Here is an 18,428-nt window from a genome sequence, read left to right on the forward strand (position 1 = left end):
CAGGAAATTCCACCACCCTCTGCCCTACTCTAGCTTGCCAGTTTTGGATGCAGTTCCCAGGTTGAGCCCGGGGATTTCACATCCAACTTAACAAACCACCTACGCGCGCTTTACGCCCAGTAATTCCGATTAACGCTTGCACCCTCTGTATTACCGCGGCTGCTGGCACAGAGTTAGCCGGTGCTTATTCTGTCGGTAACGTCAAAATCGTCACGTATTAGGTAACGACCCTTCCTCCCAACTTAAAGTGCTTTACAATCCGAAGACCTTCTTCACACACGCGGCATGGCTGGATCAGGCTTTCGCCCATTGTCCAATATTCCCCACTGCTGCCTCCCGTAGGAGTCTGGACCGTGTCTCAGTTCCAGTGTGACTGATCATCCTCTCAGACCAGTTACGGATCGTCGCCTTGGTGAGCCTTTACCCCACCAACTAGCTAATCCGACCTAGGCTCATCTGATAGCGTGAGGTCCGAAGAGCCCCCACTTTCTCCCGTAGGACGTATGCGGTATTAGCGTCCGTTTCCGGACGTTATCCCCCACTATCAGGCAGATTCCTAGGCATTACTCACCCGTCCGCCGCTCTCAAGAGAAGCAAGCTTCTCTCTACCGCTCGACTTGCATGTGTTAGGCCTGCCGCCAGCGTTCAATCTGAGCCATGATCAAACTCTTCAGTTCAATACTGCTTGGGTTTTGAGAAAACCCTAAACTTGGCTCAGCAATCTCAAATGACTATGTGATTTCTCGCATGGCCACTTACGTTGCTGATAATCTGTTGACTCTCAGTCTGACAGCGCAAGCACCCACACGAATTGCTTGATTCAATTGTTAAAGAGCGGTTGGTTGAGCCTTTCGCTTCAACCGAGGCGCGCATTCTACGCTAACCTCTTGTTCTGTCAAGCATTTATTTTCAGAAGTTTCAAACTCATTCAAAACTTCGAAACGCTAGAACCGAACAGCGTGCCGAGCATCTTTCGACTAACTCGTCAGCGGGAGGCGAATCTTACAGCATCCTAAGTTGCTGTCAACTGCCTTTTTCACCGCCGGAGCCAGGAGGCTCGCACCGCCTCCAACCCTTTCTGAACTCCTAACTCGTTGATTACCAAGGAGTTTCTCGTTCATTCCGCGTTGGAAGTGGTGCGCATTATAAGGACATCTGAAACCCCGTCAACCGTTAATTCCATTTTGTTTCAAAATTAAATAACTGCGCATTATATTGCGCACTTCTGCATTGTTACGCATCATGCTCATCAGTGATCCATCCTTATCCTGTTCGAGCCTGTCATGACCACTTCATCCCGTAGCCTCGCCCCCCTACTCTTCCCGCTGGGATTGCTGTTGATCGCGATGGCTTCGATCCAGACCGGCGCATCCCTGGCCAAGAGTCTTTTTCCTGCTGTAGGCGCACAAGGCACAACGACTCTACGCCTGATATTCGCCGCCATCATCATGATCCTGGTGCTGCGCCCCTGGCGTGCGCGTCTTACCGCCCAGTCCATTCCGGCCATTATTCTTTATGGCGTGGCGCTGGGCGGAATGAACCTGCTCTTCTATATGTCGTTGCGCAGCGTACCGTTAGGCATTGCCGTGGCACTGGAACTTACCGGCCCGCTAACTGTGGCGCTGCTCGCTTCGCGCAAGCTGGTCGACTTTCTCTGGATCGGCCTGGCGATTCTTGGCTTGCTGCTGCTTATACCGGGTAGCGAGTCAGCCGCCAGCCTTGATCCATTCGGCGCCGCCTGCGCACTGGGTGCCGGCGCCTGCTGGGCAGCTTATATCGTGTTCGGCCAGAAGGCCGGTGAGCATAACGGCGTGCAGACTGCCGCACTTGGGGTAATTGTGGCCGCGATGTTCGTTGCCCCGTTCGGTATCGCGCATGCCGGCTCTGCATTACTGGATATTTCACTACTGCCTGCGGCCATCGGAGTGGCCATCCTCTCCACAGCCCTTCCTTATAGTCTGGAGATGGTCGCTCTGACCCGCATGTCGGCGCGAACCTTTGGCACCCTGGCCAGTCTGGAGCCGGTATTTGCCGCACTTTCCGGCATGGTCTTTCTCCATGAGCAATTGTCACTGCTGCAATGGTTGGCCATCGGCGCCATTATCCTGGCTTCTATAGGCGTCACGCTGTCGACGGCCCCGGACCAGCCCAAACTGGTACCGGCTGACTGAGTGCCGAGCATGCAGGGCTAGTATTTATCTCGCACATGAGACATGTTTAGGCCATCTCTGGTACGGTTTATTCATATGGATGAACTGACCACGGTGAAAGCCATCGAATGTCCACGCCAGCTTCAATGCAGGCTCAACCAGGTGACCGGTTAAGGAGCGGGATGAAATACATCGTTATCGTACTGGCGCTCGTGGCCGTGGCAGGCTGCGCAGCCACCAGCGCACCGGTCAAGAAGACCAAACGCGGCATTCATATCAATTGCTCGGGCCTGTCGTCCTCTTGGGACAGGTGCTACGAACAAGCGACCAATGTCTGCGAGTCGACCGAGTACCGGGTCATCGCCAAGTCTGGCGATGCCGTCGAAGATCCAGGCGATTACCCCTTCGGCCTCAATCCCGCCGGCTACACCAGCCGCAGCATGATCATCATCTGCAAGAAACCCCGCCTTTAGTCTGGCGGTGCCGCTGTCTCAGACAGCGGCAGTACGCGCCCTCAACCATGCCAGCCCAGCCCCCTGCAGCAAGGGGCTCAGCCGCTCGTTAACGTGAGCATGGTAGGCATTGAGCCAGCCTTTTTCTTCAGCGCTGAGCATACCCAGGTCCAGGCAACGGGTGTCGATCGGGCACAGGGTCAGGGTTTCAAAACGCAGGAACTCGCCAAACTCGCTTTGCCCCGCCGGCTGATTAATCACCAGATTCTCGATTCTCACGCCCCACCGCCCCGGCCGATAAGTACCAGGTTCAATGGACGTAATCATGCCCGGCAGCATGGCGGTCTGCGGCGTCGCCGGTGCCTGGTAGGCGATCACTTGCGGCCCTTCATGAACGTTCAGGAAGTACCCGACCCCGTGCCCGGTTCCATGACCATAGTTCACCTCATCAGCCCAGATGGGCGCCCGCGCAATCGCGTCCAGCAAAGGCGACAGGATGCCTTTGGGAAAATGCGCCCGTGACAGGGCAATCACGCCCTTGAGTACTCGACTGCAATCGCGCTTCTGTTCGGCACTCAGCCGACCGACAGGAACCATCCGGGTAATGTCGGTGGTGCCCCCCAGGTACTGACCACCCGAGTCGATCAGCAACAGGCCATCGCCTTCGATCTGCGCAAACGCCGCCTCGCTGGCGCGGTAATGCGGCATGGCCCCATTGCCATTGAATCCGGCAATCGTGGCGAAGCTGGGGCAGATGTAACCAGGACGACGCTTACGGGCCAGACTCAGTTGCTCATCGATATCAAGCTCACTGACCGGCTCACGCCCCAGCGCCCCGTCCAGCCAGGCAAAGAATTCGCACAGTGCTGCGCCGTCCTGCTCCATGACTCGACGAATATGCCGCGTGTCCTCAGCGTTCTTCTGCGCCTTGAACAGGGTGGTCGGGTTCAGCGCTTCGACCAGACTGACTTGTGCATCCAGATAGTCGAGCAGACCGCAGGTCACCTTCGCAGGGTCCAAAAGCAACCGCGCATCGCCCGGCACTTCACGCAAGGCCGCACCAATCTGGGTGTACTCCAGTAACGACACACCGTCGCGCTCCAGGCTTTCGCGCACAAACTTGCTGACCTTGTCGCCTGCGACAAACAGCGTGACGCTGTTCGGTCCGATCAGCGCAAAACAGATGAACACCGGGTTATAGGAGACATCCGAACCCCTCAGGTTAAACAGCCAGGCGATGTCATCCAGGGTCGCAATGAAATGCCAGTCGGCATCGCGTTCGAGCATGCTCTTGCGCAACCGCTCGATCTTGTCGCGACGGCTCTCGCTGGCCTGGGGCGGCAAATGCTCATACACCGGGTTGGCCGGCAGCGCCGGGCGATCCCGCCACAGCTCGTTGAGCAGGTCCATATCGGTACGCAGGCGGGCACCACGCTCATAGAGCTTGCTGGCCAACGCCCGCGAAGAGGCCACCGCCAGCACCGTACCGTCGACTGCTACCACACTGTCGGCGACCGCCTGATCAGCCAGCCACTCCAACGGGCCTTGCTGGCCGGGCAACAGCTTGACCAGTTCGACGCCACTGCCAGCCAGCTCCTTTTCGGCCTGCTCCCAGTAGCGACTGTCGACCCACAACCCGGCGAAATCATGGGTGATAACCAGCGTGCCAACCGAACCGTTGAATCCGCAAAGCCATTGCCGGCCTTGCCAGTAGCCCGGCAGGTATTCAGAGAGATGCGGATCAGCCGACGGCACCAACCACGCGTCGATTCCTTCACGACTCATCAACGCCCGCGCGCTGGCCAGACGTTGCGCCGCCACTCCCTTGGCATGGGTTTGTGTACTCATTGCTACTCCTGCTGACCCGTTCGATTCAGGTCAGATAATGGAGCAGGTCTTAGAGGGTGTCTACAAAATGGCTGCGCTCGCCGATTCTGTAGCCTCCCGCTCAGGCATGGGCAACCGCCCAGAACGGCGCCGGCCGCAACGCATCGCGAATCAGCCCGGCAACCCGTTCGATATCCGCCGCCTGGGTGAAACGCCCCAAGCTCAGGCGGATGGTCTGTGCAGCGCGCTGCGCATCGTATCCCAGCGCCGACAAGACATGGGACGGAGCGCTGCTGGCCGAATTGCACGCCGAGGTCGAAGAAAACGCCAACGATTGCCCCAGTGCGGCGACATCCAGGTCCAGATGAGTAAAGGTCAAGCTCAAGGTATGCGGTATACGTTGCTCGCGGCTGCCGTTAATGACCAGCCCGGGAACGTCTGCCAGCAATTCGCACAAGCGCCGGTTCAACTGCCATGTGTCGGCAATCTCCTGTTCCAGATGTTCGCCAGCCAGAGCGAAAGCGCTGCCCATTCCGGCAATCTGGTGGGTCGCCAGAGTACCGGAGCGCAAGCCCTGCTCATGGCCGCCACCGTGAATCTGCGCCAGTACCCGCTGCTCGGCACGCGGTCCGACATACAGCGCGCCGATACCTTTGGGCCCGTAAATCTTGTGCGCTGAAAACGACATCAGATCGACCTCCAGTACGCTCAGATCAATCGCCAACTTGCCCGCCGCCTGAGCCGCATCGACGTGCAGCAAGGCGCCATGGGCGCGCACCCGGCGACCGGTCTCGGCGATGTCATTGACCGTGCCCAGTTCATTGTTGACCAGCATCAGCGAGACCAGCAGCGTGTCTTCACGCAGCGCGGCGCTGACCGCCTCGGGAGTGATCAGCCCGTCCGCGTCAGGGACCAGGTAAGTCACCTCAAAGCCCTGCCCCTGAAGGTAATGGGCAGTATCGAGAATGGCTTTGTGCTCAATCTGGCTGGTGATGATATGCCCGCCGGCGCGACCCTGGCGCTGACACCAGGCTTGCGCTGCGCCCTTGAGTGCCAGATTGTTGGATTCGGTGGCCCCGGAGGTCCAGATGATCTGGCCGGCGCTGGCGCCCACCAGTGTCGCGACCTGTTGGCGGGCCATTTCGACCGTTTGCCGTGCTGCCTGCCCGAACCGGTGAGAACTGGAAGCCGGATTACCAAAGGTGCCTGATTGGCCCAGACACGAAACAATCACCTGAATGACCCGCTCGTCCACAGGCGTGGTGGCGGCATAATCGAAATACAGTGCGTTATCGCTCATGAACATCCCTCTAGAATGCACGATCTGGCTCGGCAGATCGTTTCCAGGGCCGGCTCACGTTACAGAGGTTGCGTGATACCCGACCCATCTAACCATGGGCTCATGATGCACCAGACCAAATAGAACTAAAAATTATTAATTTGAATTAATTAATAACCAAATCACATATAAAAATACTCATTATCCCGCCAACTTGATCAACAGACCGATTCAAGGCGTACCGCAAGACTGTCAAGTCATCAATAAAACCGGCAGTAAACCGGACAGTTAAAAGTCGACACAGGGGCGCCAAAAAAACAACACATGTTTTTTGACACCTTTAAAATCAATCGGTTACCTGAAAGTCATGTTTTTTATCAGAAACAAAACAGGATTTTGACGAAATAATTTGACAGATCCTCAGACGGCCCCAATATATAGGTCTGTCTGACCACACCTGGCTTGTATGCCAATGCCACAGAGCATTGCATTGATGTGGTCGTATTGACCCCTACATGGTTGTATTCCCGTATTCCGGTTGTTTCCAGGGTGCTATTGGCGCCACTGGATGTCTGTCAACTCGCATACCCCTTATTGAACTGCTGACTCTGTTCGGTGTGGCGGTAGCTTTGCCTGGAGTTTTCCCATTGCTCGGACATTTCTGAGCGATTGACAAGGACTGGTTACACCTATTCACGCCTCCCCCCGAAGCATTGAGCTTCGGGCGGTAGCGTGCCCAGACAAATGCTCGATGAACCAGGCCATGGCGCCAATGTATTTGGTTTTTCGCCTCCTCCTACCCAGAGGTGTGAACGAATGCCGTCTACTTTTGCAGCTGTTTCTGAACCGATCAGACAATTGGCCCGCAGCATTGATACTCAGGGCTACGCCTGTATCGAGAGTCTGTTGAGCCACGATGACCTGACACAACTGCGCGCCTTTACCGACCAGCAGGCCCAGCGGCATGCCGGGGAGTATTTCGCCTGTCATGGAGAACAGGCACTGGCAGGTTGTTCACTGCTGCAGATGTGCTCCAGCCCGACCCTGCAACAATTGCTCGCCGACCTTTACTGCCTGGCTGCCGGCCAGCAAAGCGTAGGCCAGAGCATCTTTCCGGTCTTGCGTTGCGTGCAAGGCAACCAAGGGCGTCGGGAGTCGAACTGCTTTCACTTCGATGCCAGCCTGGTCACGGTGCTCATCCCCATCTACATCCCGGATGAAGGCCAGCAGCGTGGCGACCTGATGATGTTTCCCAACCTGCGCAGCGCCTCGCGTTCGTTGCTGGTCAATGTGCTGCACAAGATGCTGCTGCAAAACGCCATAACCCGCAGCTTGCTGGCATGGGCAATCCGCCTGGGCTGGCTCAAGCCGCTGATCGTGCAATTGGTCCCCGGCAGCATTTACCTGTTCTGGGGCTACCGATCGCTGCATGCCAACCAGCCGTGCAGCCCCGGCGTTATCCGCGCCACCGCCATTTTGCACTTCGGCGACCCGCACCACGGCAGCCTCATTACCCGTCTGATCCGGCGCATTACCGAACGCCGGGCCATGCGGGTCAGCGCTCAGGCCCTCAGGCCTGACGCTTCTTCAGCCCGACAACACGGAGGTTCAGATGATTAACGTGACCAAGACGTACCTTGGCGACATCGACAAGTTCAAGCGCTACGTCGAAGGGATCTACAGCCGTGGCTGGCTGACCAATCACGGGCCACTGCTGATGGAACTGCAAGCCCGGCTGCGCGACTACCTGGGCGTGCGTCACGTGATCCTCACCAACAACGGCACCCTGGCCTTGCAAATCGCCTACCGCGCACTGAACCTGACCGGCAGTGCCGTCACCACCCCGTTCAGCTTCGTCGCCACCACCAGCTCATTACAGTGGGAAGGCATCCGCCCGTTATTCTCCGATATCGACCCACAGACCTGGAACCTCTCCCCGGCGCACATCGAACAAGCCATCGAAGCCGACACCAGCGCCATCGTTGCCACCCATGTGTTTGGCAACCCGTGTGACGTCGAGGCGATTGACAGCATTGCCCGCCGGCGCAACCTGAAAGTCATCTACGACGGTGCTCATGCCTTCGCGGTGCGCCACGCCGGGCAATCGGTGTACCGCTGGGGTGACATCAGCACCTTGAGTTTTCATGCCACCAAGCTGTTTCACACCATCGAAGGCGGCGCCATCGTCACTGACGATGACGAGGTGGCGCGGCGGGTCATGCTGCTGTGCAACTTCGGCATCGCCAATGTCGACCGCATCGAGGGCATCGGCATCAATGCCAAGCTCAACGAATTCTCCGCCGCCATGGGCCTGTGCATCCTCGACGATATCGACAACATCCTTGAAGCCCGTGCCGAAATCGCCTGGCGCTATAACAGCCGCTTGCGCGACTACATGGACCTGCAGAGCGCCCAGGCCGACAGCCAGTTGAACAACAGCTACTTCCCGGTGGCCCTGCGCGACGAGCAGCAACTGCTCAAGGCGCGTACGGCGCTCAACGCCAACGGCATCAATCCGCGCCGTTACTTCTACCCCAGCCTCGACACGCTGGAATATCTCCAGCCACAAGCCGGCCAACCCATCGCCCGCGCCCTGAGCGAGCGGGTGCTATGCCTGCCGATCTACCCAGGCCTGCACCCGCAAGAGCAGCAACAAGTGATCCAGACCCTGCTCGAAACCTGCAGTCCAGAGGCTGCCGGCTCCGCCGTGGCCCAGGTCGGGTGACAGCCATGTCGGTCATGCGCAATACGCTGTTCAACTATGCCGGGCAAGCCTACGTGCTGCTGGTCGGCATTGCTGTAATGCCGTTCTACCTGGCGCATCTGGGGGCAGAGGCCTATGGCCTGATCGGCTTCTTCACGGTGTTGCAAGCCTGGTTGCAATTGCTGGACGCCGGCCTGTCACCGAGCCTGGTACGCGCCGTTACCCAACAACCGGCAGACGCAGCCGGTCGCCAGGCAAGCGGGCGGCTGCTGCGCTCGTTCGAGCTGCTGTTCGTGCCGCTGACCGTCGCTTGCGCGCTGGCCGTGCACCTGGCCAGTGCGTGGCTGGCCAGCCAATGGCTGAACGCACAAGTGCTCTCGGCGCAGACTGTCAGCGACTGCATTAGCCTGATGGGCGTGATTATCGCGCTGCGCCTGTACGCGACCCTGTATCGCAGCGGGCTACAGGGCCTGGAACAGCACGCCTGGCTGAACGCCGCCAATGTGCTGGTCGCGACCCTGCGTTATTTCGGTGCCCTGCTGCTGGTCAGCCTGTGGTCGCAAGAGGTACGCGATTTTTTCCTGTTCCAGGTACTGGTCAGCCTGCTGGAAAGCTTGCTGTTCGCGGTGCGAGCCTGGCGGCAAATGCCTGCCGGCCTGGCCGGTTTCGATGCCGCGCTGGTCAGGCCGCTCATGCCGTTCGCCGCCAGCCTGTCGTTCACCGCGATCCTGTGGATCGTGCTGACCCAACTGGACAAGGTGTTGTTGGCCGAGCGCCTGCCGCTCGATGAATACGGCTACTTCGCGCTGATCGCACTGATCGCCACCGGCCTGCTGACCCTGACCAACCCGCTGGTGCAGACCCTGCTGCCGCGCCTGGCACGGTTGATGGCCGAGAACCGCGAAGCGGACATGCACCGGCTGTTTCTTGATGCCCACCGGTTTGTCTGCACCCTGCTGTTTCCTCTGGCCGGGATCATCGCCCTGCATGGCCAGGCGCTGATCTATGCCTGGACCGGCGACCTGCAGGCCGCCCGCTGGAGCCAGCCGGTGCTGGGCTGGTACGTGCTGGGCAGCGCGATCATGGCCATCAGCGGCTTTCAGTTTTACCTGCAATACGCCTACGGGCAGATCCGCCTGCACGTCACCTACAGCCTGGTTTGCGCCGTCATCAGCGTGCCGCTGACGGTCTGGGCCATCCATGAACTGGGCGTGCTCGGTGCAGCGCTGAGCTGGGCCGGCCTGCGTCTGGTGTCACTGGCGATCTGGCCGCTGATCGTCCACCGCCGCCTGGCGCCTGCCCTGCATGGGCCGTGGCTGCGCGACCTGCTGCGGATCAGCCTGATGACCTTGCTCGGCCTGACGCTGAGTGCGCCGCTGTTCAAACTGATTGCCGGCCCTGATCGTTTCAGCGTGGTCCTTGCGCTGGCGCTCTGCGGTTTGCTGACCCTGTTGCCGGTGACCCTCAGTCATCGCCCGCTGCTGCACAAGATCTATCTAACGTTGAGCAAACCGAGTACCTGAGCCATGGATGCCATTGCCCGTCATACGCGCCACGAATCGTCCCAGCCACCGTTGTTGAGCATTGTCTGCCCGACCTATAACCAGGAAGCGTTCATCGCCCAGACCCTGGATGGATTTCTGGCGCAGCAGACCGATTTCAACTTCGAGATCCTCATCAACGACGATGCCTCGACTGACAACACCGCGCGGATCATCGCGCAATACGCCGAGCGCTATGCGCACATCATCCGGCCGTTTTATCAGAGCGAAAATCAGTTTCGGCTCGGCAAGCCCTGTGTGCCCGAATTGTTTGTCAAAGCGCGGGGCCGCTATATCGCGTTCTGTGAAGGTGATGACTACTGGACCGACCCGCGCAAACTGCAGTTGCAGGTGGATTTTCTGGAGCGCCACCCCGACTACGTGATCACCTACCACGACGCGATTGCCTTCGATGACAAGGGCCAGTACGGCGTGCAACTGCAAGGTAAATTGCGCGGCGATGCCACTGCGCTGGAGCTGCAAAAGGCCCGGCCCATATCGACCCTGACCACCTGTTTTCGCAATGTGCTGAGCAGCATGCCGCCAGAGTTGCAGATGCGCGTCGCACCGCTCAACGACCTGTGCTGGTGGTCGCTGCTCGGCGCCTATGGCAAAGGCAAGTTCATGGCGCAAATCAAACCGGCGGCCTACCGCCTGCACCCTGGCGGGATCTTTTCGATGCGTAGCGACAAGCGCAAGTTGCACATGAGCCTGCAGACCAGCTCAAGCCTGGCCAACTACTACCACCGCCTCGGCAACCAGGCGCTGTATGAGCACTTCCTGATCCAGAGTGTCTGCCTGTCGCTGTCTGCCTTGTCGCCGCGCCACAAGGTCCAGGCCCTGCTGCGGGTGGCACGCAACTTCGTTGTCAACCTTGGCCGGCGCCTGCGTCCACAACCGGCCAAAGCCCATGTTCAGTGAACTGCTGGTGGTCTGCGTCGGCAACATCTGCCGCAGCCCCATGGCCGAGGCCATTCTGCGTGACCGGCTGGCAGACCGGCCGATCTCGATCCGCTCGGCCGGCCTGCACGCGCTGACCGGCGCACCGATCGATGGCCTGGCCAGGGAAGTACTGGACCTTCACGGCCTTGAGTTGCCCGGCCATCGCTCGCAGCAGGTGGACCGGCAAATGTTGCGCCGTGCCGACCTGATCCTGTCGATGGAGCAACCGCACCTGGCCAGTCTGTTTCGTCTGGCCCCGGAGGTGCGCGGCAAGACCTTCCTGATCGGCCAGTGGCAGCACGCGGCAGAAATCGTCGACCCCTATAAGCGCCCCAGAGCGGCGTTCGAACAGACCTACACGCATCTGTCGCGCTGCGTCGATGACTGGCTTCCTTATATTCAGTCAGGAGATCCGAACCAATGACTGTCATGAACCGCTCCACCCTGGACCACTACCAGGACACCCGGATCGACCTGACCACCCTGTTACACCTGTTGCTCGACCACAAGCGCCTGATTTTCTGGCTGACCGGCATGTTCTTCGTGCTCGGCGTACTGTACGTGGTGCTCGCCACACCGGTGTACCAGGCCTCGGCGATGATCCAGATCGAACCGCGCAAGGTTGGTATCGAAGGCGTGCCGGAGGTCAGCAACAAACCGATGTCGGCCTCCCAGGCCACCACCGAGATCGAGCTGATCAAATCCCGCGCGCTGCTGGTCAAGGTGGTCGATGACCTGCGCCTGAACATCGAGGCAACCCCCGACCACGTGCCGGTCATCGGCGCCTGGCTGGCGCGTAATTTCCAGCCCCAGTACCAAGGGCAACTGGCCGAACCGCTGTTTGGCCTCGATAGCTATGCATGGGGCGGGGAGAAGCTCGATATTTTCCAGCTCACAGTGCCCGAGGCGTTGCTGGGTGAGGCATTGAAACTGGTGGCCGGCAAAACCGGTGAGTACAGCCTGTATGACGCCGACGGCAATCTGCTGCTCAATGGCGCGGTACGACGCACCAGCCTGGGCCATGGTGTGATCATGCAGGTCGCCGAACTCAACGCCCGTCCCGGCACCGAGTTCAGCGTGTCGCGTCAGCGCACCCTGAGCAGCGCGCTGCTCTGGCAGGATCGCCTGAAGATCATCGAGGCCGGCAAGGACTCGGGCATCATCTACCTCTCTCTGCAGGACCCGGACGCCGAGAAAGCCAACCGCATTCTCAACGAGGTCAGCCGCCTGTATGTGCGCCAGAATGTCGAGCGCAGTTCGGCCGAAGCCGCGCAGCGGCTGGAGTTTCTTCGCTCGCAATTGCCGATGGTGCGCAAGCAACTCGAAGAAGCCGAGACCGCTCTGCAGAAATTCCAGACCAGCGCCCGCTCGGTGGACCTGTCCATTGAAACCAAAGGCGTGCTCGATCAGGTCGTGGAGATGGACAACCGGCTCTCGGAGCTCAAGCTCAAACGCGTCGAGCTGGAGCGCCTTTACACCCGCGAGCACCCCACCTACCGCAGCTTGATGAGCCAGATCGGCCAACTGGAAGGCCAGAAGCAGATCCTGCTGAAAAAGATCGACAGCCTGCCCCAGTCGCAGCAAGAACTGTTGCGCCTGACCCGCGACATGCAGGTCATCAGTCAGACCTACACCCTGATGCTCAACAAGAGCCAGGAACAGGACATCCTGCGCGCCGGCAGCATCGGCAACGTACGCATCATCGACAATGCCGACACCAACATCGAGAAACCCGTCAAGCCAATGAAGAAACTGCTGGTGCTGGTCGCCACCCTGTGTGGCGCCCTGCTGGCGGTGATCATCATTTTTATCCGCCAGGCGTTCTATCGCGGCATCGAAAACCCCGATCTGATCGAAAACCTCGGCATGCCGGTGTACGCCTCGCTGCCGTTCTCGCGCCAGCAAGAGCGTCTGGATAAAACCGCCAACGCGGCGGGCTTGCCCCGCGAGTCGCGCCTGCTCAGCACCCGCGCCCCGGAAGAACTGGCCCTGGAATCCTTGCGCAGCCTGCGCACCAGCCTGCATTTTGCGATGCTCGAAGCGCGCAACAATGTGCTGATGATCACCAGCCCCCTGCCCGGCGCCGGCAAGTCGTTCGTCTCCGCCAACCTGGCGGTGATCATTGCCCAGACCGGCAAGCGGGTCCTGCTGATCGACGCCGACATGCGCAGGGGCTACCTGCACAAGGTACTGGGCCTGCAACCGCGCCACGGGTTGTCTGACACCCTGGCAGCAAGGCTCAAGTACACCGAGGTCATTCATCACACCGAAGTCCGTCACCTGGACTTCATTTCCTGTGGCTTCGCGGCGCCCAACCCGTCGGAATTGCTGATGCACGACAACTTCAACCGAATGCTCGGCGAGCTATCGCCGCAGTACGACCTGATCATCATCGACACCCCGCCGATCCTCGCCGTGACCGACGGCACCCTGGTCGGCCGCCAGGCCGGCACTTGCCTGCTGGTGGCACGTTTCGGCCTGACCACCACCCGCGAACTGGAAGCCTGCAAACGCCGCCTCAACCAGAACGGCATCGTCATCAAGGGCGCGATTTTCAACGCAGTGGTGCGCAAGGCCTCCACCGCCGAATACGACTGCACGACCTACGGCTACAGCTACCACCCGGTTCAAAAATAAACCGGCCTGCGACGAACAAGGAGCTTTACCATGACCAGGACCATCGCAATGATGCAGCCGTACCTGTTTCCCTATCTGGGCTATTTCCAGCTCATCGCCACCGCCGATGTATTCGTACTGGGCGATGACCTGCAATACATCCGCGCCGGCTGGGTCAACCGTAACCGTATCCTCTGCGAAGGCCAGCCACGGCTGATGACTTTTGCAGTCAAAAAGGACCGCTTCGAGCTGCCCATCATGCAGCGCCAACTGGCCGACAGTTTTTTCGAGAACGACGCGCCGCGGCTGGTCAACCTGCTCGTTCACAGCTACCGCAAGGCACCTTACTTCAGTGAGGTCATGCCGCTGCTGGAGCGGCTGATCCGCTTCCCCCAACACAATCTGGCCCTGTATGCAGAAAACGCCCTGCGTGAAATCTGCGCTTACCTACAGATCAGCACGCCGATCCTGCGCGGCTCAAACCTCACCCTTAGCGCCTGCACGGACAAGCAGGAGCGGGTCATCAACATCGCCCACACCTTTTCGGCAGGCACCTTCCTCAATCCGATTGGCGGCCTTGAGCTGTACGACCGTGAGCGCTTCGCCCGCAACGGCCTGCAACTGCGCTTCTTCACCATGAACCCGATCAGCTATGCACAGCTCAAGCATGAGTTCGTGCCCAACCTGTCGATCATCGATGTGCTGATGTTCAACAGCGTCGAGCAGGTGCAGGCGCTGCTCGGCAACTTCAGTGTGAGTGAGGGCGGTGCTGCTAACGACCCGTGCATGGACGCCGATATCGTGCCGTTCAGCTCACAGCTTGCCGGGGAGTGATTGCATGACGACTCTCGCCGTCCCCGCCCGCTGGTACCTGATCCAGACCCGCCCACGCCAGGAAGCCCGTGCCCTGGAGCATCTGCAGCGCCAGCAGTTCGAGTGCTATCAGCCGCTGACCAATAACACGGCCCGCCCCGAAACCCTGTTTCCCGGCTATCTGTTCATCCGCATGGACCAGATGCAGGACAACTGGTACCCGATTCGCTCCACCCGTGGCGTGTCGCGAATCGTGACGTTCGGTAGCCAGCCGACCCCGGTAAGCGATGAACTGATCGAACAGATCCGCCAGCGCCTGGCCGGTCAGACACCGCACTCAAGCTTCAACCAAGGTGACCCGGTGCTGATCCGCAGCCGCAGCTTCTGTGACGTGGAAGCCATTTTTCTGGCCTTCGACGGCACCGAACGGGCCGTGATCCTGCTTAACCTGATGCAGCGCCAGCACCGGGTCGTCCTGCCGCTCAACGAGTTGGCGCGTGTACCGGCCTGAAGCCTCTGGTTTTGCCGGCTGGATTGCTTCTCTGTAGGAGCGGCCTTGGTCGCGAATGCTATTGGCCAGGCGCCACAAATGTCGTGACTGCAATTGCCTCTTCGCGAGCAAGCTCGCTCCTACAGGCAAATCACCACTCTCGCCTTTACAACGGAATGTCCCATGTCCAAGCAGACCACGCTGGTGACCCTGACCTACGGGGATCGCTACAGCTATTTGCATACGCTGATCAGCCGCTCGCTGGCAAACCCCTTGATCGAGCGGGTCATTGTGGTCAGTAACGCCTCGACGGCGCCGCTGCACAAACTGACCGAACAGTGGCCCGAGCAGGTCCGGGTGATCCACCTTGAGCACAACACCGGCTCGGCCAACGGCTATGCCATAGGGATTCAGGCCGCGCTGCAGGCCGGTGGCGAGTACCTGTGGTTGATGGACGACGACAATGCGCCGACGCCCAATGCCGTGGAAGTGCTGCATGACCGGCTACAACGCCTGATCCAGGCGCACGACGCCGACAACACCGCAGTGCTCGGCTTTCGCCCTACCCATCAGGCCGACATTGCCACCGGCGTGCCGCAGCGTTTTGCCCTGCAGAAGCGCTCAAGCTTTCTGGGTTTTCATGTCGCTCAGGTGCCGTACAAACTCTGGCGGCGCTTGCCGTGGGGACGACCACGGCTCAGTGCTGGCCTGCCTTCGCTGGTGCAACTGCCGTTTGCCACGTACGGCGGTCTGCTGGCCCATCACAGCCTGTACCGCAAGATCGGCCTGCCGCTCGATGCCTTGAAGCTGTACGCCGACGACAACGAATACACCTGGCGCATCACCGCCAATGGCGGACGCTTGTTTCTGGTGCCCGAAGCGCTGCTCGACGACCTGGAGCATTCCTGGAACATCAAGCAACGCACCAGCAATGTCTACGAGAGTTACCTGCTCGGCGATTCCGACCTGCGCGCCTACTACGGTGCACGTAATCAGGCCTGGTTTGACAAGAACATCTGGGTCAGTTCGCCGTTGCTCTACCAGCTCAATCGCTGGTTGTTCCTGCGCCTGCTGCGGGTCTTCGCCCGCCGCTGCGATGCCGGCCCGCGTCTGAAACTGCTCGAACAGGCGATTGCCGATGGCGAGTCGGGGCTGTTGGGCCTGAACCGGTCCTATCCGCTATGAAGCTTCTGTTTCTCAGCAGCCTGTATGCCCCGGACATTGGCGGCGGTGCAGAAATCATCCTGCAACGCACTGTCGAAGGGTTGCAGGCGCGCGGCCATAACGTACGGGTGCTGGTCACGGGTGCCAAAGCCGGCCTGTATCAGGAAGAGGTCAATCAGGTCAGGGTCTACCGCGCCGGCCTGCGCAATTTCTACTGGCACTTCACTCAGCGCCGTCCAGGTCGGCTGGCACGCCTTGGCTGGCACCTGCGTGACCGCTACAACAGCGGCATGCGCGAGCACCTCAAGCGGGTCATCAAGCTCGAACAACCCGACCTGGTGGTCTGCCATAACCTCACCGGCTGGTCGGTCTCGGCCTGGGATGAAATCAGCCATAACAACCTGCCCATCGTTCAGGTGTTACATGACCTGTACCTGCTGTGCCCGAGCAGCACCATGTTCAAGCAAGGCCGTGACTGCCAGCAGCGCTGTGGAATGTGCGTGCAGTTTCGCAAGGGGCACGCCGAACGCTCGACGCAGGTCGACAGCGTGGTCGCGGTCAGCCGCTTCATGCTCGACCGGCTGCGTAACCATGGCTACTTCAAGGGCGCGAGCTGTCAGGTGATCTATAACGCCAGCCCGTTTCCAGCGCCCTTGCCGGCCTGGTCGCCGAGCCGCAGTGCGCAAGCACCGCTGCGCTTCGGTTATCTGGGCACGCTGTCAGAGCCCAAGGGCGTGGGCTGGCTGATCGAGCAGTTCAAGCGCCTGCCGTTCGACGCCACGCTCGATATCGCCGGGCGCGGCCAAGTGGCCGATGAACAGCGCTTCAAGGCCATGGCCGGCAATAGCGAGAGGATCCGTTTTGTCGGCTATCAGCAACCGGAACGGTTCTACGCCGGAATCGATGTGGCGGTGGTGCCTTCGACCTGGAGCGAGCCATTCGGCATGGTCGCCGTAGAAGCCTGCGCTCATTCGCGGCCGGTGATCGCCAGTCGTATGGGCGGCCTGACGGAGATCATCCAGGACCAGCTCAACGGCCTGCTGTGCAGCCCGGACGACCCCGACTCACTGGGCCTGGCGATGCTTAAACTGCACCAGCAACCGCAACTACTGGCCCGCCTCAGCGCTCAGGCGCGCAGCAGCGTTGCCGCGCTACTCGACCTGGAGTTGATGCTCGACAGCTACGAACGCCTGTTCATCCAGACCCTGCAAGGGCGCATGGCCCTGCCCCAGCCACATCCGATCTGACGCCCGCGACACAGCCCGTCAAGGCTCTGACATTCATCCGCTTCATCACTTTGCAGGCCCCTGCGATGATCGTTATCAATGCCCGTTTTCTGACTCAGGACACCTGCGGTGTGCAACGCTACGCCGAGCAGATCTGCCTGGCGCTGCGCCAACTGCGCGACGATCTGGTCTTCGTCGCCCCGCACGGTATCAAAAACCACGCCAGCGCCCAGGCCTTGCAGGTGCAGTGCATCGGCCGCCACCAAGGCCATTTGTGGGAACAGCTTGACCTGCCGCTGTACCTGCGGCGCAACGGCAATCCGCTGCTGCTGTCACTGAGCAACAGCAACCCGATGTTCTACCGCAATCAGGTTGCCACCCACCACGACATCACCTACGTTCGCCATCCGCAAAGCTATAGCTGGCGCTATCGCGCAGCCTACCGGACGATCATGCCGATCCTGCTGTCGCGGGTCCGTGCACTGGTCACCAACAGCGAGTTCTCCAAAAGTGAAATAGCCGGATTTTACCGGCTGCCCAAAGAGCGCATCCTGATTCTGTCAGCCGCCGTCAGCGAGCAGTTCATGCCCGCCGCCAGCCAACCGGAACAGCCTTACCTGCTGGCGGTCTCCTCACCCAATCTGCACAAGAACTTCAGGCGCATGATCCAGGCGTTCCTGAGCCTGCGCGGCCAGCCAGACCTGCAACTGCACATCGTCGGCAGCGCCAACAGCCTGTTCGCTGACCCGGACCTGCAACAACTGGCCTGCCGCGACCCACGCATCCGTTTTCTCGGCCGCCTCGAAGATGCCGAGCTGATCGCCCAGTACCAGGGTGCCACGGCATTCGTGTTTCCTTCACTGTACGAAGGTTTCGGCATCCCGCCACTTGAGGCCCAGGCCTGTGGCTGCCCGGTGCTGGCGTCCAGCGCCGCGTCGATTCCGGAAGTGCTGCGCGACAGCGCGCTGTACTTCGACCCGCTGGATGTCCAACAGATGGCCGCCGCTATGCAGCGGCTGCTCAATGAGGCGGATCTGCGCCAGTTCCTGCGCCGCAAGGGCTTGGCCAACGTTGCGCGCTTCAGTTGGCGCCACTCAGCGCTGCGGCTGTCGCAACGGCTCGACCAGCTCCCCGAACCTGGCGTGCAACGCAGCAGCCTGCCGCGCACCTGACCCCAAGCCCTGAGATCCGGCTGCACGCTGTTCGCATCGCCGCTCACTCGCC

At 60.2% G+C, this 18,428-nt stretch carries 15 protein-coding genes and 1 rRNA gene (1 of these 16 cut by a window edge); 13 read left to right on the top strand and 3 right to left on the bottom strand.

Annotated elements, in window-relative coordinates; all coding sequences use genetic code 11:
- Nucleotides 1–677 (bottom strand): 16S ribosomal RNA (locus NJC40_RS24795); it reaches 860 nt to the left of the window's first position.
- A 606-nt stretch (nucleotides 678–1,283) separates the two neighbouring features.
- Here NJC40_RS24795 and rhtA point away from each other — a divergent pair.
- Both rhtA and NJC40_RS24805 read left to right on the top strand, forming a co-directional pair.
- Entirely contained in the window at nucleotides 1,284–2,171 is an 888-nt protein-coding gene (rhtA, locus tag NJC40_RS24800) for a threonine/homoserine exporter RhtA (RefSeq protein ID WP_253117951.1), read from the top strand.
- A 161-nt stretch (nucleotides 2,172–2,332) separates the two neighbouring features.
- On the top strand, nucleotides 2,333–2,623 hold the full coding sequence (locus NJC40_RS24805; protein WP_045493217.1) for a hypothetical protein: 291 nt from the start codon (nucleotides 2,333–2,335) through the stop codon (nucleotides 2,621–2,623).
- 18 nt (nucleotides 2,624–2,641) lie between these two features.
- On the opposite strand, the gene NJC40_RS24810 is transcribed toward NJC40_RS24805, so the two are convergent.
- On the bottom strand, nucleotides 2,642–4,450 hold the full coding sequence (locus tag NJC40_RS24810) for an aminopeptidase P family protein (protein WP_253141367.1): 1,809 nt from the start codon (nucleotides 4,448–4,450) through the stop codon (nucleotides 2,642–2,644).
- Between the two features lie 100 nt (nucleotides 4,451–4,550).
- Nucleotides 4,551–5,729: a cysteine desulfurase family protein gene (locus NJC40_RS24815; RefSeq protein WP_253141369.1), complete on the bottom strand. Its 1,179-nt coding sequence runs from the start codon at nucleotides 5,727–5,729 to the stop codon at nucleotides 4,551–4,553.
- A 795-nt stretch (nucleotides 5,730–6,524) separates the two neighbouring features.
- On the opposite strand from NJC40_RS24815, the gene NJC40_RS24820 reads away from it, so the two are divergent.
- The 11 genes from NJC40_RS24820 (at nucleotide 6,525) to NJC40_RS24870 (ending at nucleotide 18,376) form a co-directional block, all read left to right on the top strand.
- Nucleotides 6,525–7,328: a hypothetical protein gene (locus NJC40_RS24820; RefSeq protein WP_045493225.1), complete on the top strand. Its 804-nt coding sequence runs from the start codon at nucleotides 6,525–6,527 to the stop codon at nucleotides 7,326–7,328.
- On the top strand, nucleotides 7,321–8,433 hold the full coding sequence (locus NJC40_RS24825; RefSeq protein ID WP_045493227.1) for a DegT/DnrJ/EryC1/StrS family aminotransferase: 1,113 nt from the start codon (nucleotides 7,321–7,323) through the stop codon (nucleotides 8,431–8,433). The genes NJC40_RS24820 and NJC40_RS24825 overlap by 8 nt, the downstream gene beginning before the upstream one ends.
- A gap of 5 nt (nucleotides 8,434–8,438) precedes the next feature.
- A complete protein-coding gene (locus tag NJC40_RS24830; protein WP_045493230.1) occupies nucleotides 8,439–9,935 on the top strand; it encodes a lipopolysaccharide biosynthesis protein in 1,497 nt (498 codons plus the stop codon).
- 3 nt (nucleotides 9,936–9,938) lie between these two features.
- On the top strand, nucleotides 9,939–10,874 hold the full coding sequence (locus tag NJC40_RS24835; protein ID WP_045493233.1) for a glycosyltransferase family 2 protein: 936 nt from the start codon (nucleotides 9,939–9,941) through the stop codon (nucleotides 10,872–10,874).
- Nucleotides 10,864–11,319, top strand: coding sequence for a low molecular weight protein-tyrosine-phosphatase (locus NJC40_RS24840; RefSeq protein WP_045493236.1), 456 nt, complete (start codon nucleotides 10,864–10,866; stop codon nucleotides 11,317–11,319). The genes NJC40_RS24835 and NJC40_RS24840 overlap by 11 nt, the downstream gene beginning before the upstream one ends.
- The gene (locus NJC40_RS24845; protein ID WP_253141371.1) at nucleotides 11,316–13,532 is read left to right on the top strand and encodes a polysaccharide biosynthesis tyrosine autokinase; all 2,217 of its coding nucleotides are present in this window, start codon (nucleotides 11,316–11,318) and stop codon (nucleotides 13,530–13,532) included. The genes NJC40_RS24840 and NJC40_RS24845 overlap by 4 nt, the downstream gene beginning before the upstream one ends.
- A 30-nt stretch (nucleotides 13,533–13,562) precedes the next feature.
- Entirely contained in the window at nucleotides 13,563–14,345 is a 783-nt protein-coding gene (locus tag NJC40_RS24850; protein ID WP_045493242.1) for a WbqC family protein, read from the top strand.
- A gap of 4 nt (nucleotides 14,346–14,349) precedes the next feature.
- Nucleotides 14,350–14,835: a transcription/translation regulatory transformer protein RfaH gene (rfaH, locus tag NJC40_RS24855; protein ID WP_045493245.1), complete on the top strand. Its 486-nt coding sequence runs from the start codon at nucleotides 14,350–14,352 to the stop codon at nucleotides 14,833–14,835.
- Nucleotides 14,836–14,997: 162 nt separating this feature from the next.
- On the top strand, nucleotides 14,998–15,999 hold the full coding sequence (locus tag NJC40_RS24860) for a glycosyltransferase (RefSeq protein WP_253141372.1): 1,002 nt from the start codon (nucleotides 14,998–15,000) through the stop codon (nucleotides 15,997–15,999).
- Nucleotides 15,996–17,225 carry a glycosyltransferase family 4 protein gene (locus NJC40_RS24865; RefSeq protein WP_045493249.1) on the top strand — a complete coding sequence of 410 codons (1,230 nt, stop codon included), beginning with the start codon at nucleotides 15,996–15,998 and terminating at the stop codon, nucleotides 17,223–17,225. Before NJC40_RS24860 ends, NJC40_RS24865 begins: the two co-directional genes overlap by 4 nt.
- 65 nt (nucleotides 17,226–17,290) lie before the next feature.
- Nucleotides 17,291–18,376 (top strand): glycosyltransferase family 4 protein, encoded by a 1,086-nt coding sequence (locus tag NJC40_RS24870; protein WP_045493251.1) that lies wholly within the window; start codon nucleotides 17,291–17,293, stop codon nucleotides 18,374–18,376.
- The last annotated feature ends 52 nt before the right edge of the window (nucleotides 18,377–18,428 follow it).

The organism is Pseudomonas sp. 21LCFQ02, assembly GCF_024129895.2.
Taxonomy (GTDB): domain Bacteria; phylum Pseudomonadota; class Gammaproteobacteria; order Pseudomonadales; family Pseudomonadaceae; genus Aquipseudomonas.